Annotated in this window: 15 protein-coding genes and 1 pseudogene; 7 read left to right on the top strand and 9 right to left on the bottom strand. The window is 65.3% G+C overall.

What is annotated here, in order from left to right; all coding sequences use genetic code 11:
• On the top strand, window positions 1–562 hold a 562-nt coding region (locus ACIA5C_RS46685; protein WP_396067464.1), incomplete at its 5' end, for a glycosyltransferase.
• A gap of 855 nt (window positions 563–1417) precedes the next feature.
• Here the strand turns inward: ACIA5C_RS46685 and ACIA5C_RS46680 are convergent.
• The 5 genes from ACIA5C_RS46680 to ACIA5C_RS46660 all read right to left on the bottom strand — a co-directional run bounded on the left by ACIA5C_RS46680 (window position 1418) and on the right by ACIA5C_RS46660 (window position 5027).
• Window positions 1418–1957, bottom strand: coding sequence for a sigma-70 family RNA polymerase sigma factor (locus ACIA5C_RS46680; protein ID WP_396067461.1), 540 nt, complete (start codon window positions 1955–1957; stop codon window positions 1418–1420).
• Window positions 1958–2071: 114 nt separating this feature from the next.
• Complete coding sequence (locus ACIA5C_RS46675) at window positions 2072–2620, bottom strand: GNAT family N-acetyltransferase (protein WP_396067458.1); 549 nt, start codon at window positions 2618–2620, stop codon at window positions 2072–2074.
• The gene (locus ACIA5C_RS46670; RefSeq protein WP_396067455.1) at window positions 2613–3482 is read right to left on the bottom strand and encodes an alpha/beta fold hydrolase; all 870 of its coding nucleotides are present in this window, start codon (window positions 3480–3482) and stop codon (window positions 2613–2615) included. The genes ACIA5C_RS46675 and ACIA5C_RS46670 overlap by 8 nt, the downstream gene beginning before the upstream one ends.
• Before the next feature lie 33 nt (window positions 3483–3515).
• Entirely contained in the window at window positions 3516–4034 is a 519-nt protein-coding gene (locus ACIA5C_RS46665) for a PaaI family thioesterase (RefSeq protein ID WP_396067452.1), read from the bottom strand.
• A 57-nt stretch (window positions 4035–4091) separates the two neighbouring features.
• The gene (locus ACIA5C_RS46660; RefSeq protein ID WP_396067450.1) at window positions 4092–5027 is read right to left on the bottom strand and encodes a patatin family protein; all 936 of its coding nucleotides are present in this window, start codon (window positions 5025–5027) and stop codon (window positions 4092–4094) included.
• 1011 nt (window positions 5028–6038) lie between these two features.
• Here ACIA5C_RS46660 and ACIA5C_RS46655 point away from each other — a divergent pair.
• Window positions 6039–7238 (top strand): amino acid deaminase/aldolase, encoded by a 1200-nt coding sequence (locus tag ACIA5C_RS46655; RefSeq protein WP_396067446.1) that lies wholly within the window; start codon window positions 6039–6041, stop codon window positions 7236–7238.
• 292 nt (window positions 7239–7530) lie between these two features.
• The gene (locus ACIA5C_RS46650) at window positions 7531–9135 is read left to right on the top strand and encodes an amidohydrolase (protein ID WP_396067444.1); all 1605 of its coding nucleotides are present in this window, start codon (window positions 7531–7533) and stop codon (window positions 9133–9135) included.
• Between the two features lie 117 nt (window positions 9136–9252).
• On the opposite strand, the gene ACIA5C_RS46645 is transcribed toward ACIA5C_RS46650, so the two are convergent.
• On the bottom strand, window positions 9253–12087 hold the full coding sequence (locus ACIA5C_RS46645; RefSeq protein ID WP_396067441.1) for a BTAD domain-containing putative transcriptional regulator: 2835 nt from the start codon (window positions 12085–12087) through the stop codon (window positions 9253–9255).
• Window positions 12088–12343: 256 nt separating this feature from the next.
• On the opposite strand from ACIA5C_RS46645, the gene ACIA5C_RS46640 reads away from it, so the two are divergent.
• Entirely contained in the window at window positions 12344–13714 is a 1371-nt protein-coding gene (locus tag ACIA5C_RS46640) for a GMC family oxidoreductase (RefSeq protein WP_396067438.1), read from the top strand.
• 938 nt (window positions 13715–14652) lie between these two features.
• Here ACIA5C_RS46640 and ACIA5C_RS46635 read toward each other — a convergent pair.
• Window positions 14653–15186 (bottom strand): sigma-70 family RNA polymerase sigma factor, encoded by a 534-nt coding sequence (locus ACIA5C_RS46635; protein WP_396067435.1) that lies wholly within the window; start codon window positions 15184–15186, stop codon window positions 14653–14655.
• Between the two features lie 671 nt (window positions 15187–15857).
• A pseudogene (locus ACIA5C_RS46630) lies at window positions 15858–16639 on the bottom strand (transposase family protein).
• Window positions 16640–16918: 279 nt separating this feature from the next.
• On the opposite strand from ACIA5C_RS46630, the gene ACIA5C_RS46625 reads away from it, so the two are divergent.
• Window positions 16919–18040 (top strand): IS110 family transposase, encoded by a 1122-nt coding sequence (locus ACIA5C_RS46625; RefSeq protein ID WP_396067432.1) that lies wholly within the window; start codon window positions 16919–16921, stop codon window positions 18038–18040.
• A gap of 771 nt (window positions 18041–18811) precedes the next feature.
• Here the strand turns inward: ACIA5C_RS46625 and ACIA5C_RS46620 are convergent.
• Window positions 18812–20272 carry a PLP-dependent aminotransferase family protein gene (locus ACIA5C_RS46620; RefSeq protein ID WP_396067429.1) on the bottom strand — a complete coding sequence of 487 codons (1461 nt, stop codon included), beginning with the start codon at window positions 20270–20272 and terminating at the stop codon, window positions 18812–18814.
• 226 nt (window positions 20273–20498) lie between these two features.
• Between ACIA5C_RS46620 and ACIA5C_RS46615 the strand changes: the two genes are divergently transcribed.
• Together ACIA5C_RS46615 and ACIA5C_RS46610 are read left to right on the top strand one after the other, a co-directional pair.
• Window positions 20499–20969: an acyl-CoA thioesterase gene (locus ACIA5C_RS46615; protein ID WP_396067427.1), complete on the top strand. Its 471-nt coding sequence runs from the start codon at window positions 20499–20501 to the stop codon at window positions 20967–20969.
• A gap of 1305 nt (window positions 20970–22274) precedes the next feature.
• A complete protein-coding gene (locus ACIA5C_RS46610) occupies window positions 22275–23060 on the top strand; it encodes an alpha/beta fold hydrolase (RefSeq protein ID WP_396067425.1) in 786 nt (261 codons plus the stop codon).
• The last annotated feature ends 3 nt before the right edge of the window (window positions 23061–23063 follow it).

The raw sequence follows: 23063 nt of genomic DNA, 5'->3' as shown, positions 1-23063 counted from the left end.
AGGGATACCGCCGTTCACGCTCCACCCCGAGAGCTTCCCGGTGATCGTGCCCATCGCAGGGACACGCCGTGCGACACCACTCTCAAACACTCACTTAGGTGAACTGTTGGTACCGGCGGTGCGAGGTCTCGCAGATCTCGATGTACTGGTGGTGGCGGCGACGGCACGTGACGACGGTCCAGAGATGATGCAGCAAGCGCTCGGAGCGGTGCCGGATAACGTTCGCCTGACAGGCTTCGTGCCGTTCGACCGCCTGCTGCCATTGGCCGATGTGCTGGTCACGAACGGCGGATACGGCGGGGTCCACGTAGCCCTGCAGCATGGCGTCCCGATCGTGGTTGCCGGTGCCAGTGAGGACAAGCCGGAGGTCGCTGCCCGGGTCGAGTGGACAGGTACCGGCGTGAACCTTCGGACCGGCACACCGAAGCCTGCCGACGTACGCGAGGGGGTCCAGAAGATCTTCGGCAGTAACGGTTACCGGATGCGGGCGCAGGCATTGCGTAAGGAGTTCGGCGAGTACCAGCCCTTCGACGCGATCGCGGCGGTCGTCGAGGCGGTCTGACCCGGCCTCACTTTCGTCACCTCGGTGCCGGGGTTCGCCGGGGTGCGGCGTCCGTTGTACGACTCTGCGCCTCGTCCTCCTGAGACGGCTCAACACGATCGTTTCCAACGCGTTGCCCATCGCGGGCCGGATGAGCCGGCAACGGACGGCCATGCCGACGAGTCGGGGGTCGGCGCCGATGCGGGCGGTGATGCGAACTCGACGTTGATGCGCGCCGATCCGGCATGACCAAGGTGGTCACCGGCAGCGGCGGTGACTATCTGCCTGACACCCCACAGGTTCCAACGGGTCCATCCCCGCGATTGCCCGACCGCGCCGGCCTGCACTCCGGCCCAGTGGCTCGTCAGCCTTTGTCTGTGGCGCCGCGCATAAAACGCCGATCTCGGTTGCACCAGGCGGATTCGCGCCAGGGCGTCCCGAGCGGCGCGTTCCCCGCTCGACTTGGCCCGCCTTGGCCCGCCTTGGCGAGCTGGGTGTCGTGGCCGGTCGAGTCCGACGACCAGCTTGTCGCTATTGACCGGATGTCCTGCCGGGTCGGCATCCACGCCTTCCACCGCCCAGGCTGATGAACCCGAGTGTCGCTCGGCGAAGGCGGCCAGGGCGGTATAGCGGCCCGGATCCGCGTAGCGGTGACCCGGTCGAGCACGGCACCGCTGCGTGACTCGACGACCGCAGCGATGCGGGCGTCTTGGTGATTATCGACGCTGATGATGAGGTCGGCACTGCCAGTCATTACCGTGTCAATTCGAACGGCCTCAAGGGCCGACGGGGCTAAGCGACCGGACGGCTTAGGGCGGGGGAGGATAAGGAGTGGCGAGCGTCTTGCAGCACGCCGACGGGCGCGGGGCGCAACAACTAACCTGGTCCTGACATGGCCTCGCGCAGATGGCGAAGAGCGTGAAAGGTACGCGACTTGACAGTTCCGAGCGGCATACCCAGGCGGTCCGCCGTCTCCTGCGTCGAGGAGCCATGAACGTAGAGCTCGTTCAGGATCATGCGTTGTTCGGGGGTTAACCCGCGGATCGCGCACCTGAGTGCATCCGTGGCGAGCACCGTGTCGGTGGTGGGATTGGCCGACGACACGACATCGAAGTCCATCAAGTCCACTTCGGTGGGACGAACCTGCCGCATCCGAGCCGCGTCGATGGCGATCCGCCGTGCCACGACGAACAGCCAGCGTCGCGTGCCGTCGTCGTCTGCTGGCATCCGATCGAGGTTGCACCACGCACGGATCATGGTCTCCTGCAACAGGTCCTCGGCAAGATGGCGTTGCCCGTACGTTAGACGCACCAAGAAGTCGAACAGGGGGCGGCCATGGCGGGCCTTCAGGGACGCGATGCGCTCGTCCGGGGCCGGTTCTGTCTGCTCGTGACGGGCATGCAGTTCAATCGTCACGGTGACGGCCTCGGGTGTTTGCGGCACTCATAGCGCCCTCCCACGGAACACATGATGCGGTTTTGGCTGTCATTTTCAAGCTCTGCGGACTTCCTGTAGCTCGCTCTTCGGCCTTTAAGTGAGCGCGGCGACTCTTCTGCGCTCGGCCTCAGCCGGCGCAAGGGCGAAGGACAGCTGTACGAGGCCACCGGCGAATTTCCGCTCGACGTGATGGTCGAAACTGCGGACCAAGTGAAGGATGGCGATGTTCTCGGGAAGGATCGTGGCTACGAATTCAGTGATGTCGTTGCTGCGCGCGGCCTGGGCCAATTGTCGTAGCAGCGTTGAACCGATGCCGCGTCGTTGGTACCCGTCCTCGACGACCAGGGATACCTCGGCGTTGGGCGCATCGGGGGATAGCCGGTCGTACCGGCCGACGCCCACGATTGCGCCACCCGCCCAGGCAACGAGCGCTTCCCGATCGTGGTGGTCGACATTGACGAATCGTTGCAGATGGCTCGGAGGGACCTGGGCATAGTTCGAAAAGAACCGCAGATAGCGTGTGCGTTCACTCATCCGCGCGTGGAACTGCAGCATGGCGGTGGCGTCATCGGCGCGGATCGGGCGGAGCAGGATCGTAAGTCCATCTAGGACGGCCCGCGTTGTGGTCCGCTCGTCAGCCACGGGCATCGCTGATCACGTCCGCGACTTGTTCTGGGAAGTCCAGGGAGATGAAGGTGCGGCCCCCCCGGACCCGAGTCAGGACCGCGTCCGGAAAGGCGTCTGCCAGCCGCTGCGCCATGCTCAGCGGAAAGCAGCGATCGGCGTCACCCCAGATGATGTCCACCGGCTTTGGAAATGTATGAAATCGGGTGGAGACTTCGAGTAGGTCGGCGGGGCGCATGGAGCTCATCAGCTTGGCCGCATCGCGGCGGATGGCATGGTCGTTGAGCCCGGGGTGTATCCAGCTGGAAGTGAGCTCCGGATCGGGCTCGCCTACGAACATGAGGCCGTAGCCATGCTGACTGTGCCGAACAGCGACCGGCGTAAGCGAGGCCAGAAGGGGTTTGAGGAGCAACGGGTGGCTGCCGACCTTGATCAGGCCGGCGAACTCTTGCGGCGGAAATACGTCGAAAGCGTCACAATTGGTCAGGGCTAAGCGGCCGATGCGGCCGTGGTCGGCGTCAATGGTGAATTGGCACAGCGCACCGCCGGTGTCGCTGCCGACGAGGGTGACTTCGTTCAGGTCGAGCGCTGCGAGCAAGGTGTTAATGAGGTTGGCGATACCCTGTGGGCTGAGATCGGCGTCGGCGTTCATCGCGACAACGTGTGAGCCCAGCGGCCAGACCGGCGCGTAGCTGCGGATGCCGCGCAGTGCGAGCAGGTCAGCGACGGCGGTCCAGAGTTGGTTGTCGACGAGCAAACCGTGCACGAAGACGACTGGCGTGTACGGGCTGTCCGCCGGCCCGGCGACGCGGTATGTGATAGTTCCCTGCGGCAGTTCGATGCGCTCGAGTTGGGGCGCGGGAGCTGCTGTTGCAGACATCGGTGTCTCCATTTCTGCGCCTGTGTCGCCTGTTTACGGTCGGCTGACGTAACAGCTGGCGGTCGCCGTGGCCAGCAGGGTGCCCGCGGAATCTTGCAGACATGCTTCAGCAAGGGCGACCTGTCGTCCTACGTGGATTACGGTGCCGGTCGCCGTTACAAGTCCGGTGCTGGCGTCGATAGGTCTAACGAGCCGGACCGATAAATCCAAAGTGCTGAACGTGGCCTTAGCGGGGAGTGTGGTGTGCACCGCGCAGGCGGCCGCCGAGTCCAGCATGGTGGCGTATACGCCGCCGTGAACCGACCACATCGGGTTGTAATGGAACTCGCCAGGGGTGAGCCGGAACACGGTTTCGCCTTCGGTGGCAGAAATCAGACTCATCCCGAGTAAGGCCATCATCGGCGCTGGGGGGACCTCGCCGCGAGCCATCGCCTGCAGAAACTCGAGTCCGCTCGCAGTATGGGTGCTCGAAAAAGCGCTTTGCTCTGCCCAGGAAACCACGCGCACGCGCGCGCCGGGCTCCGCTTGCGTTCGTGTGTCTGTCTGATCCATCGTGCCACTCCTCACGTGGATTGCGCTGCGACCGAGGGGGATTTGCGGGATGCCGGGTCACAGGGGCGTTTCAGCGCAGGTAGCCAGGGCGTCCCAGGCTGCTTGCCTGCCGATGTCGACGGCGGAGCGCATGAGATGGGGCCGGCGCTCGGTACGGCCGATTCGTACGCTGCCCGCCGGCGGCCGGACCTGCAGGGTCGCCGGGTGCATGGCGAGCTGCAATTCCTCGTCGGCGCGGCACGCCATCCTCTGGAGCCACGGCTCGGCTGCGCCTGGAGCGTGCCGGGCGAACCAGCGGGTCAGTACCATCCGTTCGATACCGGTCGGGGCTGCGGTGGTCTCGGCGACGCGTCTGGTGCGAAGTGCGACGACGTGGGTGGCGCGCTGCGCCAATGCGGTGCGAATCGGAACCGTCTCGGCGATACCCGCGTCGATGTAACGCCTTCCGTTGATTTCGACGGGTTCTCCGGCGAGGAACGGCATGGCGGTCGACGCCCGCAGTGCGGCCTGCAGGCTCGCCTGGTCATGAATCTGATCGTGCAAATCCACGGCGAGCCCGGTGAGGGCGTCGGTGGCGATCGGATGGAATTCGACCGGGTTGTCGAGCACTTCCTGGAATCCCATGGGCATCAGCTCTGTGTATACGGTGTGCACGAGGAACTGTGTGTCGACAACCGGCTTGCGGCGCAGGATCCGTCGAGGGGCAATAGTGCCGCCCATGATGGCCTTGTCCCACCATGCGTGCTGGGTGCTCTCGACTCGGCCGCACAGCAGCCATGCCGCGTTGAGAGCACCAGCGGAACTGCCGTAGACCGCATCGAACAGCGGCAGCAGCCGGAGTTGCTCGATGACGATTGTCATGCCGCTGGAGTAGGCGCCGCGGGAGCTGCCGCCTTCGATGAGTAGAACTAGTCGGGCGTTATCGCTGCGATTTCCCGGGGTACTTGCGTGCCGCATACGCTCGCGCAGCAGCTGAAGGACGGCCTCGCTCACCGCGTTCCCTTCTTCTGAAACGGAGTGCCGCAAACCGAGATCGGCTTGGGGTGGACAGATGCTCGATGCGGTGCAGGGCACAGGAGTGTTCCGCGGGCGGAATGAAGCTCGGTCTGAGGCGAGCATCGTTGTCGCGCTGGCCTGTATGCGCGGCTTTGCCAGGGCACGCCAGTGCGGCCTGCCCGCGAGTGGTCGGTGGCGGCGCAGTGTCGGTATTGGGGCCGGGGCATGACACTAGGGAATGCCCTGACACCGTGTGAGAGTCAAGTTACTAGCCGGTAACATCGCTGTGAGCATCAAGACGTTCCGGTGGCTCTTTGGCAGTGCGGCAAGATCGAAGCGCCTATCGCTGGCGTTTGTCCTCGCGAATTCTCATAACGCGTCTTCTGTGATTTGGTCACCGCGCGTCCAACGTCTGGGCGCCAATCACAGAGCTGCTGGGAACGAGGGACAGCCGCTCGGGTCGCGAAGGGACGGACGTTGTCGAGGAGCCGCATGGGGCTTCGGCGCACCCCAGGCCTGCTACGCCTGGGCCCACGAAGTGCTCGCACAGAGCCGGATGCCGGCAGCAAGAGGTCAGCGTGCAGGAACTCGCCGGCGGCTACTGCGTCGTCCGTGACCTTGTCGAGCGGCGCCAGACGAGACCCGACCTTCGAGTCACCCCGAAGCTCCTATCGGTCGGAAAGGTCATCGGCTGGTTGCCGAAGCCCCGGCAACCTCATCAACGCGACACCGATCGTCTGATCGCGATCCTCGGTAACTGCCTCGGGCCTCGCCAGTCTGACCACTCACATCCGTGGCGCTGTCGATCCTGCCGCGTGGCCAGCGGTCGCCATCGCGTCCTCGCATGCGCCGCCAATGAGTGATTTGTCTTCGGTGATCGATGAACATTTGCCGTCGACCGATCGTCGAGAACATATGGGACCATCAGGAGGAAACCAAAGCCTGCTACCAGCGCACCAATCCGATCGCAGCCCTAAGCTTCATCAGTCCGGACCTAGCGATATGCCCGTGATCATCGACCGGAGGCTCTTGCAGCGGCGTCTTGACCGGGCCACCGGCCACCTCGAGACGCCGATCGCCGCGGTTGACCTCGCCGCCTTCGACGACAATGCGGCGGAGCTGGTCAAACGGGCTGCCGGCAAGCCGCTGCGGGTGGCCAGCAAGTCGGTACGCTGCCGGGCCCTGCTGGAGCGCGTGCTGGCCCGCCCCGGATGGCACGGAGTGATGGCCTACACCCTGCGCGAGGCGGTGTGGCTAGTCCGCGAAGGGGTGACTGACGACGTCCTCGTCGCGTACCCGACAGTCGATCGCACCGCGATCCGGGAGCTGGCCTCGGACCCGAAGCTGACCGAGGCCATTTCGATCATGGTGGATCACCCGGCTCACCTCGACCTGGTCGACCAGGTCACGTCGCCGGGTAAGCGGCCGGATGTACGCCTCTGCCTCGACCTCGATTCCTCGTGGAAACCAGGGCCGCTGCACGTGGGCGTACGCCGATCGCCGGTGCATTCGGCCGCGCAGGCGGCCGTCCTGGCCCGGCGTCTCGTGGCCCGGCCCGGTTTTCGCCTGGTCGGCATGATGTCCTATGAGGCGCAGATCGCCGGGGTGGGCGACCTGTTGCCGAACGCCGTGCGCAGCCGGGTCATCCAGGTGATGCAGCAGAACTCGTTCACCGAGCTGATCGGGCGGCGGGCCGACGCGGTGGCCGCGGTGCGGCAGTACGCCGACCTCGAGTTCGTGAACGGCGGCGGCACCGGCAGCGTGGCCGCTACCAGCGCGGATCCGGCGGTCACCGAGGTCACCGCCGGTTCCGGGCTCTACGGTCCGACGCTCTTCGACGTCTACCGGGCCTGGCGGCCGACGCCGGCGGCGTTCTTCGCGCTCTCCGTCGTGCGGCGCCCGGCGCCGCGGATCGCCACCGTGCTCGGTGGCGGCTGGATCGCTTCCGGGCCGGCCGAGAAGTCTCGGCAACCGAGCCCCTACCTGCCGGCCGGGCTGCGGTTCAAGCCCGACGAGGGCGCCGGCGAGGTGCAGACGCCCCTGCTGGGACCGGTCGCCGACACCTTGCGGCCCGGCGACCGGGTCTGGTTCCGTCATGCCAAGGCCGGCGAACTGTGCGAACACGTCAACGAGTTGCAGCTGGTCGACGGCGAGTCAGCGGCGCCGGCCCCGACCTACCGGGGCGAAGGCCATGCCTTCCTCGGCTAACGCTTGAGTGGCTCGCCTATTCACAGGAGGCGGCCTGAGGTTGTATGCCAGTGAAGGAAGTCGTCCGGCCACCGCATGCTCTGGAAGGGGGGGCAGCGTTGGCCAGCGGCGATCCGGTGATTTCCACGCTGGGAATTGAACGACGCCGTCCTCGGGCCGTCGTGTGAATGTGACCGGACCAGCAGCAGAGAAGCTTCCTTACCTTCAGCACCATCTCGGTCGGCGACGGCTTCTGACAATGTTCGGCCTTGGCGCCGGCGTCTCCACATCAGCGATCCTGGGGGGAGATCCGGTGCTGGCCGCCACCCTGGGCTACGACGAAGCTGCCGGGATCAGCCCGGATTCGTATCGGCCGCCACCGGGATTAGCCCGGCCGTCGGCGGCCAAAGCTGCCGCATTGTCATGGATCACCGCCAACGAGACGGCGCTGGCCGGACTGAGTGATCAGATTTGGCGCTATGCTGAACTGTCGTTGCGAGAGTGGAACTCGTCGCGGGCCGTGGCTGAGCTGCTCCGAAGCAACGGGTTCACGATAAATTGGGGTGCGGCAGGTCTTCCGGCTGCGTTCGTTGCTTCCTATGGCAACGAAGGACCCGTGTTGGGGTTCAACGCTGAATACGACGCGTTGCCAGGCCTGTCGCAGAAGCCCGGCGCCTCGGTTCATGACCCCCTTGTCTACAATTACGACGCGTACGGGCCACAGTACGGCCCTGGCCACGGTGATGGTCACAATTTGCTCGGCGTCGGCGGTGCTGGTGCGGCTGTGGCAGTGGCGCGAGCTCTCCAAGCGACCGGTTTGAAGGCAACCGTGAAGTTGTTTGGCTCCACCGGAGAAGAACAACTGGTCGGTAAGGCGTACGCGGTGAAGGCTGGTGTCTACGACGGACTGGACGCGTTCCTCGACTGGCATCCGTTCAACGCGACCCTGTCGTTCTGGAACACCACCAGCGCATTGATGTCGGCGACGTTCACGTTCCTCGGTGCTTCGGGGCACGGTGGTACTCCACTGGGTAACAAGAGCGGGCTGGACGGTGCGCTGCTTACGGCCACCATGTCGGAGTATCTACGTGAAAAAAACGTCGCGCCCTCCGGTCGATTCCACTATGCGATCATCAATGGTGGCGCAGCCCCGAACGTGACACCCGACATGTGCTCGATCTGGTTCTTCATCCGAGAAGGCAGCCCTGAACGGGCACAGGTGCTCTACGACAAGATCGTCGAATGCGCCAAGGCAGCTGCGCAGGCCAGCCAGACTCGACTGGTGCACAAGTTTCACGCCGGCACGTGGAACTTGCTGGCCAGCAAGGCGGGTTCCGAGCTGCTCAACGACAACATGCTCCAGATCGGCGCCCCGAGATTCACAGACGCCGACCAGGCGCTGGCCCGGGCAATCCAGAAATCACTTGGCAAGCCCCAGACTGGCATGCCTACCGAGCTGGTTCCACTGACCCCGCCTGCGGCGAGCTACACCGGCGGCCTGTCTACTGACAGCGCAGACGTCAGCTGGCAGGCGCCGACTGCAGTCCTGCTGGCGGCGGCCTTTCCCCCCGGTCTGCCAAACCACAATTGGGGTCTCACCGCAACCGCTGCGACCAACATCGGCCATCAGGCGATGCTGTCCGCGGCACGCTACCTGGCCGCCGCCGCCGTCGACCTGATCGAACAGCCGGCCTTGCTCGACGGCATGCGCCAGGAGTTTGCCGATCGCAAATCCGTACTCACCTGGAAGAGCTTGATACCTGACGGTCAACAGCCGCCGATCTATCAACCCCCGCCGGATTTCCTCGCCGCGACCGGACAGAGCTTTCCACCTGCTGGCTTGCAGTGGCCCGTACCAGCCATTGTCGCGACCGAGCAGCTGGGCACGACGGGCCCGACGCTGCCACCGGTCACCTGAGAGGTTGGGCGGTCCGCGATGCGCTCGCCTCGTCTCGCGGATCGCCCAATCGCCCTACCGGGCCCCCGGGTAAGAGTGCGACAATTCAGCAGTTACCACGGTCCTGCGGTCGAGTTATCAGGTGATGGCAGCTGAGGCGATGGAGCGCAGCCGGTCGCGAAGGCCGGTGACGGCCGGGAGCCGCAGCTCTTCCAGAATTTGCAAGGCTGCCCGCCACGCCCGCGCAGCCGCTGAGGCGTCGCCGTTGCCGGCCATGGCTTCGCCCAGCGAGACCAGAGTAAAAGCTTCGTCGGGCCGGTTGCCGTGTTTCCGGTAGATGTCGATCGCTTCGCGGAAATAGTCAGCGGCGAGCCCATGGTCGCCGCAGCGTTGCCACAAGTTGCCAAGCCCGTTCAGGCAGCCAGCCACGCTGTTGACGTCATTGATGCTCAGATACTTAGCCAAGGCTTGCTCAAACAGATCAACAGCGGCCCGTTGGTCTCCCAGCGCGGCCTGGCACCGGGCCAGGCCCTGCAGTGCACTGGCGATGCCCTTCGGATGACGTGCTTCGGCGTACAGGCGTTGGGCCGTCCGGAACTCCTTCTGCGCGTTCGTGGGGTTATTGCCGCCCGGTAAGCCGTAGTTCGCCTCGCCAACCAGAGTAAGACCGATGTTGACGTGCACGTGGGCCTGGTCGATCAGCGATCCCTGCCCTGCGAACATTTGTTGGGCGTGGCGCAGATGATCACGGGCACGACCGTGATCACCGAGGTAATAGAAGGCACCTGCCACGCAGCGGTGCATGTGTGCCTGCCCGGTCAGGTCACCGCGGCGTTCCGCCATATGTAGGGCGCTGGTCATGGTTTCACGCCACTGCTGAACCAGACCCGAGTATTGAAAGTACGGCAGCAGCGCCATCGCAAATTGCCATGGCTTGAGGTCAGGGCTAGCTTCGTCCGCCTCCTGCAGCATGGTATTTAGGGTGTCTATCCGGGCCCGAAACCACTCCATGGCGGCCCGAAAGTCAGCGAAGGGCGTGATGGTTACACCAGCAGGAACAGCGTGTTCAATGTCGGAATCCTGCCGCGATGTCATCACCTGGGTCCCGACCTGCGCCATGAGCAGGTAATGCTGGAACAGCCGCGCACGGGCTTGCCGCGTCGTGGCCGGGTCGTCGACCCTGTCCGTCAGGGCGCGCGCGAACGCGCGGATGATCGGATGAAGGCCGAGGCGCCCCGCCGAGGCGACAACAAGGCTGCCTCGGCTGAGTTCAGCGATCGACGGCTGGATTGCTGTGATCGGCTGCCCGGCGAGGCTTGCCGCGGCCGCGACCGAGATATCCATTGCCGGATGCAAGCTCAGCAGACGTAGCAGTCGGGCGGCCGGCCCGCTTAGCTTCCGGTAGGACCAGCCCACGATCGTCCACAGGTCGGCCTGCCCGGGCTCGGCGAAGGCGCAGAGCCGGCCGTCGAAGAACTGCTGACGGTCGGCGAAACTGGCGAGGTCGAGATGCGGATAAGCGATGGTTTGCACAGCGACGGTGGCTAGTGCGCCCGGGAGTTGACCACAGTTGGACACGATGGCGTCGAGGTGATGCCGAACTGCCCGTTCGTCGAAACCTGGCAGTTTCGACAGGCGCCGGGCAAGCAGCTCACGGGCGTCTTCGGCACTGGGCAATCCGAGGGTGAACGGTTGAGCGCCGTGGGTGACCTCGAGCGACGTCAGACGGGCGCGGCTGGTCAGGATCACTAGACAATCGCTGGCACCCGGCAGCAGCGGCCGTACCTGTTCCGCGTTGTCGGCGTTGTCGAGTAGCACCAGAAGCCGCCGTCCGGCGACGTGACTTCGGAAAAGTGCTTCTCGTGCGCTGCCGGCCTGGGGAATCGCCTCGCTTCTGATACCCAGAGACGTCAGCAGGCGATGCAGGGCCTCATCAGCCGTCAGCGCGGTGGCGTCCACACCGGGGCCGCGTAGGTCGAGGTATAGGTGGCCTCCGGGGAACCGGCTGGCGATCGCGTGCGCCCAGTGCACGGCGAAGGTCGACTTGCCAACCCCCGGCATGCCGTCGATCGCTACGATCGGCATAGTGCCGAGTTCCTCCGCGGCTCCGAGAAGCTGGTTCGCCCGCTTGGTGTCATCGCCGCGACCGACGAACACCGGCAGATCGCGTGGAATCTGCGCCGGTCTGACCGCCACCGCCGACGCAGGGCCGGAGCGGGTCTGCGGAGCCGGTCGCAGAACGTCGGCGTACGCGGCCTTGAGTTCTGAGCCAGGGTCGGTGCCCAGGTCTCGGGACAGACTGTCGCGAACCGTCTGGAACAGAGTAAATGCGTCGCTCTGTCGTCCCTCGGCAGCCAGCATGCGCATCAGCTGTGCTTGCAGCGCCTCGTCCAGCGGACTCATCTCAGCCACCCGGCGCACCGCTGGCAACAGATCACCAACCCGGCCGGCGGCCACGGCCGTCCGGCCGCCTGCACGGGCTACCGCTGCGTACTCTTCGTCGACAGCGGCGAACGCTGAGATTCTCGCTCCGGCGGAACCATCCTCGGCACACCGGCCGTGGCACAGGTTCAGGGCTTGCAGGTAAAGCTTGAGCGCCAGCTCTGTAAGGCCCTTGCTGTCCGCGTCGCGCGCCTCTGCGGTAAGGCTGCGGAAGTCGGCCAAGTCGACAGCAGCATCGTGAGTGAGTAGCCGATAGCCCGTGCCGCGGCGGTGCAGAAACTGCCCGGTCGACCGCTTGGGCAAGTCAGGCTCGAGAATCCGGCGGAGAGCACCGACGAATCGGTGCAGACTGTTCACGGCGCTGGCCGGTGCGCGATGCCCCCACAACATGTCGATGAATTGATGCGTAGGCACCTCCGCGCCGCCGGCCACCAAGAGCATACCGAGGACCTGCCGCTGCTGGCGGGTACCCAGGCTCAGCTCCTGCCCTTCACGCCACGCGCGTACCGGGCCGAGCACCGCGAACCGCATTCCGGTTGCTGGTGCGGCCTCAGAGGAATCAAGCTGGCTACCCACTACCATCCAAAAGTTAGCGCGCAAGCCAGCTGTTCGGCCGCTTTTGAGACATTGGCGGCAGGAAAGAACTTCGACTCACCCGGCCGCGTTGTAGGGGGCGGTGCTCGGATCGCAGCACCTACACAAGTCATATTTTGCTAGACGTGGGAGTCCGGTCGTAGTGGTCTGAGGCCGGTAGGCCTACGGCTGACTTCCTTCTGCGGAGGGTCACATGTCGGGAGCTGGCAAGAATGCCTACGACGTCGTCGTGGTCGGCGACGATACTGCGGCCTATGTCGTGGCCTCACGACTTTCTGAACGCATCGACCTGAAAGTGCTGCTGATCAAACCGCGTGCGGCGCAGCCCGAACATCTCGCGTCCGTAGTTCCCTTCATGCGGGGGCATCACAGCAGCTACGAAGCGTGGAATGCCGCGGGCGCCGGCGAGTGGAGTTTCTACGACCTGCTGCCGTACTTCAAACGCAGCGAGCACGTGACCGGCCGGTCGCTCACCCTCCGTGGCCGCGGCGGACCAATCCACGTCGCATCGCCCGGTTTCGGCTCGCGAGCCACAGCACTGCTCGCGGCGGCCGTCGAGATCGGCGAACGGGCTGCCGGCGACATCGGCGCCGGACTTGAAGAAGGGTTCGGTCCGGTTGACGTGTCCATGGCCGACGGACGCCCGCAGCCCGTCAGCGACGCATACCTCGCCCCGGTAGCCGGACGCACGAACCTTACCGTGGTATCAGGTGCGTTACTTCATCGGCTGAACATCGCAAAAGACACGGTGACCGGCGTCGACTTCAGCGTTGGCACACAGCTGACCCAGGTGTCGGCTCAGGAGGTCGTGATCACCGCAGGAGCGGTCGCATCAGCGCACCTGCTGATGCTCTCCGGCATAGGTCCGGCGATCCACCTGCGGCGGCACGGCATCGACGTGGTTGCCGACCTCGCCGGTGTCGGCACGAATCTGCATGGTCATCTGGTCTCCGAGATCATCTACCGGTCGGCGGCGACATTCGACGAGCCGGGCGGCGTAATCGGCCTGGCCCGTAGTGATCCAGACATGCCCGGGCCTGACCTGCAGCTACGCTTCGGCGACTTGTGGCGCCCCCGAGACGGCGGGTCTTTCGCTGGCCGCCTACGCCGATGCGGTGTCGCGATCGCTGTGCCTCACAGCCGTGGCAGTGTGCGTCTGGCATCCCCCATGCCCAGCACCGCGCCGCTGGTCGACCCGGCTTCCTACGACGAACGCGACCTCGCCGCCGTAACGGTCGGGATCCGCATGGCCCGGCGGATTGCCGGGTCTGACGCGCTTGCCGGCATATACGGCGCCGAGGTGATCCCCGGGCCGGCGATCGGCGAAGAACGTGAGCTACGCGACTACGCACGCAGGGCCGTGACAGTGCCTACGTACCCCGTCGGAACGCTTGCCATGGGGGAGGGGCCCAGCGGTGTGGTCGACCGGCACCTTCGAGTGCACAGTCTGCGCGGTGTCCGTGTCGCCGACGGCTCAATAATCCCGGCGATCCCCTCCGCCGACCCGACCGCTACGGTCTGCGCCATCGCCGAACGAACAGCCGAGCTGATTCTGCACGGCTGAACCGCCAATTGAGAACCCCATGTCACTTCGGTGCAAGGCGGCAAAGCAGTGATCACTTAACCCGGATACGACCACCGCTGGCTTGCCGACCTCGCACCTGAGCTGGAATCACATCCCGCGCCAGCCCGAGCGAAGGGCTGTGACAGCGTCGGCACTCGCCTGCTGCAGCGACTGCCAGCTGAGTGCGAGATCGACCGATCGTTACCGTGACCATTGTTCCGTGGAGGCGACTGCGGCAGGAAAGTATCGCCGGACCCCGCTCGAACGCGCCGATCAGCGAATCTCGTGGGAACGGCCTCACTGGGCATTCTTCCCACCTGAAGCATGCCTCATCCTGGCCGGGGGTCTGCAGAGAGCCGCACCCTGACAATTGAATCGGAATCACCGGGCTACGGCCGGCCGCCGAGCTACACGTCTCCCCCGTCTGCGCAACGTGGAACCGGCTGGGCATCCGACCACTAGGGATGGAATCTCGAGCCACACAGCTATTCATGGTCAATCAGGACTTCGAGGATCACTTTCTCGAACGGGTCACGATCGCGGCCATTCTCGCTGGCTTCCGCACGCAGGACCACTGCCGTATGCCCACTCAGCACTGGCACGGCTCTCTCCCACGTACACGACTACTTGGTTCGGTACTCGCCACCCTGAGAGTCCAGCCGCGCACGAACTCGAGTGGCGCAGACCCTCACCGAGACAACTTTCGCTGACACGGGGGACGCACCTCGATGGCAAAGGACGCTGCGCGAACGGTTCTAGGCATTGTCGTGCGACGAACCGCCGACAACGGCCGATACGCCCGGCAGGTGTCGGGCGAATCGATCACCTGGTAGGCAGGCCGGCTCCGCGCCCAAGGCCGCACCCCCGGTCGACCCGATGCGTCCTACTCGCCCAGGCCGTGCCGGGTCATCCGGCGCGTGCCTGGGCTGGGCTCCGGATCAGCTGGCTAAACTGAGGTTTTGCCGCAGCATGCGCAGCGCGTAGTGGGCACGCGATTTGACCGTGCCAACGGGCAAACCATGCCTGCGTGCCGTCTCCTGGACGGAGCGGCCCTGCAGGTACAGATCGGCCAGTATCACTCGGTGAGCTTCACTCAGCCTTGACGCTGCCCGCTTGAGTGACTCTCTAGCGATCACCGTCTCGGTGGTGTCCGGGGTCGCCAGCACGAAAATCAGGTCAAGCAGAGCGGTCTCGGTCGGTCGCGCTTGACGCATGCGTATGGCGTCGATCGTCACCCGGCGGGCCACGACGAACAGCCAGCGCCGAGTGGTCTCGTAATCGTCGGGGATGGTGTCGAGATGCTGCCAGGCCCGAATCATCGTCTCCTGCAGCAGGTCCTCCGCGGTGTGACGTTCGCCGGTTAGGGACATCAAGAAATGGAGAACCGCCCCCGAATGTTCAGCGTGCACGCGATTGATCCGTTGCTCCGCCGCCTCCGCCGCCGAACGAACGCGGTCCTTGGTGAAAAGCATAGTAGTCACCGTGATTGTTCCCTCGTATTCACAGCTACCCGGACATCCGCATCAGACAAGAGGTATTCGGGGGCGAATGCACAACATGTGCGGACCGCCTATCCGATTGCGGGCCAACGCGTTTGCGTCCGCCTGCTGGAGAGTAGGGACGCGAGAGTGGAATACGAATGGAATCCGAGTTGTCACTGGCCGGAGACTCATCACGCCCGAGTCGGATCTGATGTCCAAAGTAGCTGTCCAAGGCAGCTTTGCCGCCAAGTTGACTGCGCTCGGTAAATAGCCGGTAACTTCCCGTCGTCCTGAGGTTCCTGCCGGTCAGTGCCAGTGCGACGCCGGTCACCAGAAGGCGTTCTGAGTGCGACGTCCTATGTTCGTGCGCTGCATGAACCACAGGCCGACGCGTGGGCCGACCCGGTGACGGCTGCCGCCGTTCCGCCGATGGGACACGGCGCCACCGCAAAGCCCGAATCGGACCGCTATTGGGGCATACCAGACTGTGGCGGCATGTCAGTGCGACAGCATCGACGGCCGTGTTCCCGCTGATCTAAGCCCGACCTAGCTGTGGCTGCTCCTGCCCTCGTTATGGCCGCGCACCTTTTCTGCTACTCCCGCAACGGATGGAAACCCTGAAGGTTCAGCAGAGCCTGGATCTGTCATTGATTGAGCCTTTTTCATCCTGCGTAGCGGTTAGCTTCGACGTGGTGGAGGGCGAGGATCGCTTGCACGATTGCGGTCGCTCGGCGCGGGCAGCAGGTCGGCTTGACCAGGACTTTCCAGGTCTTGAGGGTGGCGATCGCGCGTTCGCCGCGGGCGCGGATCTTCGCGTGGGCGCGGTTGACTGCCTTCTGCCGGCGTGACAGTTTCGGCCGGAACCGCCGCCGCTTGAACGGGGTGCGCACCCTGCCGGGGGCACCTTGGTAACCCTTGTCCGCGAAGGTCATCACGTCGGCTCTGGTCAGGGCGTCGTTGATGCGGTGGGTGTGGGCAGCGGTCAGGTTGTGGGTCGACCCGGGCAGCGCCGCGGATGCCCAGACGAGGCGCCCGACCGCGTCGGCAATGACCTGGACGTTCACGCCGTGCCGCTTGTGTTTGCCGCAGTAGTAAGGCTTCTGGTCGGCGACCCGGTCGATCGGGCTCAGTGTGCCGTCCAGGATCGCGTATGCCAGGTGCCGGATGCGCCGCATCGCGCTGTCGAGCTCATCGGCGGCGGCGCTGAGTAGGGCGATTGCCTCTTGGACGTAGCGCCATGCGGTGGCGGTTCCGATCTCGAGCCGGCGGCCAGGCGGGTGTAGGTGTCGCCGTTGCGCAGGTGAGCCAGGGCGAGCAGGGCCTGCCGGCCGGGGTTCAGCCGCCTCCATCGGGACTTGCGCTGCTGGCGGCGGCCGCGGATGCGATCGGCGAGATGGTTCAGGGTCCGGCTGGACAACGAGATCGTGGACGGGTAGGACAGCATGGCGAGGCTCCCGGTCGGGGCATCGGGTTTTGGTCGACGCTTCTATATGCGTGGTGATCGAGTCCGGGGATTCGTGATCCACTAGGCTCGGCGCCGGCCGTGACGGTGTGACCCCACAGCAAACTGACCATCGACGTGTGTCGTGTAGTCGACCTGTCCACCGTCGCGGCCGGCGCCGGCCACCACCCCTGCTGGCCTGATCAGAAGCCTGTCCGCCGGCCACGTCGGCGTGACCCATCACAGATCTGCCGTCGGGTGGACCTTCCCGGGCCGACGCCGTTGACCGGCATCGCCTTGCAGGAAGGGACACCTCTCGTTATGCCAATCAAGGCAGGCCAGCCCGCCGATTCTCGCCATGATCGGCGCCGCTGGGTCGTCGGAGTGGATACCCACACCGACACCCATGCCGCCGCCCTGGTCGACGCCCTCGGCGATGTCCACGCCCAGATCGAGGTCAGCGCCGATCCGGACGGCTACGCCCGGCTGTTGGCCTGGGCCGGCGAACACCTTCCCGCCGGGCAGCGGATGTTCTGGGCCGTCGAAGGCACCCGCGCGCACGGACACGGCCTGACCCGCATGCTGCAAGCGGCAGGCCACCAGGTCATCGAAGCCGTGCCACCCGTGCGGGGCAGCCGCCGCCGAGGCGGTAAGTCCGACCGCCTCGATGCGATCCACGCCGCCCGCACAGCACTGGTCAACGACCATCCCTCCACACCTCGCGCGGACGGCCCCCGCGAAGCGCTGCGTCTGCTGGTCACGACCCGCCAGCACTACTCCACGACCCGCACCGCCACGATCAACGTCTTCAAATCGGTCATCCTCGGCGCCACTGAACTGCGCGAACAGCTACGCCGTCTGCCCACTACGGCCCAGGTCCGCACCGTGCTCACCCTGCCCGAGCCCGACACCGCCGACGTCGAGGAACGCGTCCGTCTGCAACAGCTGAAGATCCTCGCGCAGACCATCGCCGACCTGGACGCCGTTCTGGCCGCCAACTACCAGCAACTCGAAAACCTTGTCCGGCAGCTCTGCCCAGCCCTGCTCGAACTGCCCGGGGTCGGCCCGCACAGCGCCGCCGTCGCGCTGACCGCCTGGTCGCATCACAGCCGGCTGCGCGACGAAGCGGCCTTCGCCGCTCTCGCCGGCGCAGCACCGCTACCCGCAAGCTCAGGACGCCATCAACGCCACCGCCTGAACCGCGGCGGCGACCGAACCCTCAACGCCGCCCTCCACACGATCGTCACCACCAGACGACGCATGAAACACACTGCCACCAGCACCTACATCGCCCGACGCACCGCCGAGGGACTCACCCCGAAGGAGATCCTGCGCTGCCTCAAGCGCTACACAGCCCGCCAACTCTTCCGGATCATGCAGACCACCCCACACGCAACCACTTGACAAGGACCACTCACAGATTTGCTGTCCTACCTGGAGCCTCGCCCTCATCGATCAGCACCCCCTGCCGACCACCGCTGACCTGCAAGATCACGTTGAAAAGGGCTCATTATTCCGCGTGGCATCGGCCGCAAGGAGGGTCGAAACGCTGGCAGAAGAAGCCGATTGGCACCCACGCAGGCCGGCGCGCTGTAGCGTCGCAGCCAAGGCAGATACGACGTGACCAGCGATGGCAAAGGTCAGCCGCGGTCTATTGCACACAAAAGCCCGAAAGTGACGGCCGAGGCGACGCCCCTTTTAGGGCGAGGATCACAGAGGCAGGCCTGAACGGTCCGATTGACTTCACCGTCGTCGGAAGCATGAGAGATGTTGCCCCGGTGATGCCACGGCGAGAAATGTGCCTGCCGACGGCTGCCGTCACATGGCCGGACCCTGTAGAGATCAGGTTCCCTCGGGCGAGCGTGATGTCGACGCAGAGGCGCCTCGGCTACACGCAAGGTATCTCGGCTAGGGCTACCGATCTGTTTTCGCCGCCTGCGGCACCAATCTCACGCTGGTGGGGCCGCGCCGTAGGTGGCTGGCTTGCAAATAGCAGGTGGGCCCAGGCAGCAACCTTCACGGTTTTCGCTGCGGTGATCCGTGGAGGCCCGCAGGCAGAACACCGCGGATTTCATCGAACAAAGACGACACGCTGGGGTGGCCGACCATGGACATGACCTCGTTGCGAGGCCCGTACACCCATCAGGTGACGCCGGCCTGGCGATTGTGGTCGATCTAATCCACCGGCTGCAGACTCGCAACTGCGTTGGCGAGACGACGAACCCCTTCGTCGATCTCGCCTGGGTCCGACGTGTCGGCGAAACTGAGCCGCAGATGGGGAGCCAATGGCTCTCCAGCGAAATATGGGCGGCCCGGGGAGACGGCGACGCCGGCGTGAAGGGCAACTGCGGTCAATGCCGTCTCTTCCATACCGTCAGGCAGGCGGACCCACAAGTGATAACCGCCGACCGGAGCCCGCACTGTCGCGGCCAGATCCGGCAGTCGGCGACGCAACGAAGTGATCATCGCCTCCCGGCGTTCGCGTAGCGCGGCGGATGCGGAGCGCAAGTGACGAAGCCAGGCGGGAGCGCTCACAAGTTCGAGAGCGGCCTCCTGCAGTGGGCGAGGAACGAAAAAGCCACTCACGACTTGGATGGCGCGGATCCGTTCCATCACTGGCCCCCGCCCGATGAGCCCCGCCACTCGCAGGCTGGGTGAGGTCGGTTTGGTCAGCGACCGGATGTGCACCACGACGCCGTACGGGTCATCGGCGACTAATGGCGCCGGAAGGTGCCGGTCGTCTGCTGGGCCGCCGTGGCCGAGCCGGCGGGCGTAGTCGTCCTCGAGGACGAAGGCACCTGCACTCTGCGCCACTTGCACTAACCTATGCCGTCGGTCAGTACTGAGCGTGACACCGGTCGGATTGTGAAACAGGGGCTGACTGTAGAAAGCGCGCGCACCTGTCGCTGCGAACGCGTCGGCTAACAGATCGAGGCGTACCCCGTCATCGTCCATCGGTACGGGGATCGGGCGCAGTCCGGCGGCACGGGCGATCGCTAACGCTCCGGGGTACGTTGGCGACTCCACAAGCACAGCGGACCCGGGCGGGACGAGTGCATGCAAGGCGGTGGTGAGCGCAGCCTGCCCACCTCCAGAGATGAGCACGTTTGCGGTAGCTAGGCCAGCCGCGCCGACGTCGCGGGCGAACCAGGAACGCAGATCTGGCAGTCCTTCCACGGGTGGCCTCTCCCAGGCGCCAGGACGGCGGGCGGCACGGCCTAGCGCGGCGGCAAGGGCCTGATCTGGTTGCAACGAGGGGTGCAGATACCCACCGTTAAACGGGATCACGCCCGGCACCGGGGCAGCGAGATTGGCGATGACCCCGGTAGCGTCAACGACTCGAGGAGCCCGCTCGCCGTACTGCTGTTCCTCGGCGTTCAGAGCGATCTGCTGCCACGACGTGTCCACCGCGGGCGCTCGGACTCCCTGGGCGGCGCGAAACGCGCCGGCACCCGGTCGTGTGGTCACCAGGCCCTCGCCGGCGAGGGCGGCAATAGCCTGCGAGACAGTGACCGGGCTAACGCCGAACCGTTCCACTAAAGCGCGGCTGGACGGCAGCTTCTCGCCGGGCGAGTACTGGTCCAGCTCGCGCCGGAGCGTCTCGGCGATTGCCATGGAGCTGCTGCCGCGGTTCATGAGCTTGGAGAATACCGGGACGGCGGCGGGAGCTGGAGTTGATCGCCCATGCGTGGCGCTCCTACCCGGTCAGCAGGAGATTACCCTGTGTAGTTAATGACCAGATGGAAACAGCGCGGCGATACGAGGGCGGAAGCTCATTGCGGCCGCCCGACCGTGTCGAGGTGATCACATGGGTTTCAGGTCACGATCGTGAGCCCTGCGGCGGCGTCTACGTCATAGGAGTATGGCGAACATTCCTTCAGTAGACTATGGGCTTCTCGTGCCGATCGATATCCACTTCGATCAGCTTGACCCATACCACGTCGTCTACCACACTCACTACCTCACGCTGATCGACCGCGCCATGCATGCCCATTGGAACAGCAAAGGCCTCCACGCTGCCGACGAAGAAAACGGCCCGGACTCGTTCCAGCTGGTCCGCGAGGTCACTATCACCTACGAGCGACCGATCCGCCGCGACGGCCGGGTTTGGGCCCACGTGTGGGTCGAAAGTGTGGGCACGACGAGCTACACCCACGGATTTAGGCTGTTGTCACCAGACGGCACGAAACAGTACGCACACGGTAAACGAGTCCTGATCAAAGTCGATCCCAGTACACAACGCCCGGCACCTTGGAGCGACGAAGCCCGCGCGGTCTTGGGGGAGCTGCTCTGCCAGCCCGCACTCGTCAGCACCGCGATGTCGCTGTCCTAACATAAGTCCAGCCAGATTGGCCAACCGGCTGATGGGCATGACCCTGCGCGTATGGCCTTTTGGCCGGTGGCGGGTTGTAGTCGAGCAAAAATGCCCGCAGGGCGGCGACATGATGGGCTTTCTCGGGATCAGCCGATAGCGCGGATCCCGTCCGGTGAACCACGGAGGAGACACACCTCACCGGACGGGCATGGCGGCGTCCCGTGTCAGGCGGGCGACATGTCAACATGTCGGGTTGCTGCCGCCAGATCCGAAAAACGTCGAGCTGCGGAACGTCATCGTTCTCGTCGCTTTTGCTTTCGGTCCGCAATAGGAACAACGGATCAAAACCGAGAGCGTTCAACGGCACCTGCTCCATTTTCCAGTCAATAGAACCAACCGGACTTCCGGCCTATCCGACGTGCGCCCCCACGGGCACAGGTGCCTACGGTGTTTCGTCATCCAGGGCGTTCGTCAAGCAGGCGGCACCTAGTGTCATGGCCGTTGAATCCGCACCACTAGAAGTAGTGGCGCAGGCGCTTCGCGGTCGGCGGCTCGAAGGTTTGCTCGACGAGCCCCCGCCCGGGTCGGCCCGGCACGGTCGCGGACGCGGACGCGGACATCACCACACGCCGGAGACCGTGCCGTGAAAGTCGTCGAAGGATCCGCAGTTCCTCCACAAGGTCCGTCACGTCATCGGGTTGTATCGCCACCCCGCCCGAACGGGGCGCCGTGGTGTGCGGGGAAGAGAAATCGTGGATCCGAGCGCTGGACCGGACTGCCCCTACGCTCGTGCTCCCCAGCACACCGCCGGGGTCAGCGATGGCCATGCCGGCGCCTGGTTCCCGGCGCCGGCTCTGTCGGTGAGAACGGGACCCGTTTGTTGGTGAGCTCCGGTTCCGCTTCTCGGCTACCGGATCGTGTGTTCGGCAGTTCGGGACCCACCACGATGCGGCTCGTGGTCCAGTGATGTCCCGTCTCATCGGAAATCGTTCGCGAATGCTCATGAGTTGGAAAGAACAGATTGGACGAGGCGTCCTCGCCCATCGTGTCTCGGTGAAGCTGGTTCGCCGGCCATGATCTCGTCTGGTGTCTTGCTGGACTTGCTCTGTTGAGCGTTTGTCACAATGACCGGCGCGACCGCCACCAGTGGGCCGCATCCACTTACTGAGCGCGGAAGACCGTCGGTACGGCGGGCGCTTCCTAACAGTGTCAGCATGTGCGGGTGCCATCTGATGTGATCACTCGCGCTGATGGAGACGGTTGTGCTGGCACGAGTTCGGAGGCCCGAATGGGTCGCCGGTCGTCTACACGGCAGGGACACCGGTGTCCGGGCTGGGCGCAGCCGGCTACGACCAGGCGGCCCGGGCAGCCGGCCTGCGCTTGATCTCGCCGGACAAACCCGGCTACGGCGCCTCCGATTACCAGCCTAGGCGCAGCCTGGCCAGCTGGGGCGACGATCTCGCCATGCTGGCTGGTCACCTCGGCCTGGACCGGTTCGCGCTGGCGGGGGAGTCCGGCGGTGCCCCGTTCACGCTGGCCGCCGCACGTCGTCTCGCCGATCGGGTCAGTGTTGTCGGGCTGATCGCGGCGGGCGGGCCGATGAACCGGGCCGACCGAGTGGGCATGACGGTGAACGCCCGGGTGATGAACTGGCTGGCCCGGAACGCGCCGAAGCTCAACACCATCCGGGTCGCGGCGCTGCGGCGGGAGCTTGTCAGCGCGGACAGCCGGGAGCGTGCCCTGCACCGCGCGACGGCGGAAGCGCCCGATGCCACGCACGCGGCCGCCCTGCGCATCGAGTTCGAAGCCATCGCCGACGCGCTCCGGCCAGGTTCGCGCGCCACCGTGCAGGAACTCGCCCTGATCAAACGGCAGTGGACGTTCCCGCTCAGCGAGATCAAGTTGCCGGTGCACCTGTGGCACGGCGCGCTTGACCGTAACGCGCCGATCGCCTTCGCCCGCAGCCTCGCGCGCGAGCTGCCGGTCGCCACGCTCCACGTCAGCGCCACATCGGGGCACGATGTCGGCCTCGATCGGGCCGGCGAGGTCATGTCCGTGCTTGCCTCTACGCGAAATAGAGGCAGCCAGCGACTGTCGGCGACGCACTGACAC

It is taken from the genome of Actinoplanes sp. NPDC051343, assembly GCF_044455125.1.
In the GTDB taxonomy this organism is placed as follows: Bacteria; Actinomycetota; Actinomycetes; order Mycobacteriales; family Micromonosporaceae; genus Actinoplanes.
This window is presented reverse-complemented; position numbering and strand designations above follow the sequence as displayed.

Coding starts and splice junctions, on each gene's coding strand:
- ACIA5C_RS46615 (WP_396067427.1), top strand. CDS start 20,499: ATGGCGAACATTCCTTCAGTAGACTATGGGCTTCTCGTGCCGATCGAT.
- ACIA5C_RS46665 (WP_396067452.1), bottom strand. CDS start 4,034: ATGGATCAGACAGACACACGAACGCAAGCGGAGCCCGGCGCGCGCGTG.
- ACIA5C_RS46645 (WP_396067441.1), bottom strand. CDS start 12,087: ATGCGGTTCGCGGTGCTCGGCCCGGTACGCGCGTGGCGTGAAGGGCAG.
- ACIA5C_RS46670 (WP_396067455.1), bottom strand. CDS start 3,482: ATGTCTGCAACAGCAGCTCCCGCGCCCCAACTCGAGCGCATCGAACTG.
- ACIA5C_RS46635 (WP_396067435.1), bottom strand. CDS start 15,186: ATGCTTTTCACCAAGGACCGCGTTCGTTCGGCGGCGGAGGCGGCGGAG.
- ACIA5C_RS46620 (WP_396067429.1), bottom strand. CDS start 20,272: ATGAACCGCGGCAGCAGCTCCATGGCAATCGCCGAGACGCTCCGGCGC.
- ACIA5C_RS46640 (WP_396067438.1), top strand. CDS start 12,344: ATGTCGGGAGCTGGCAAGAATGCCTACGACGTCGTCGTGGTCGGCGAC.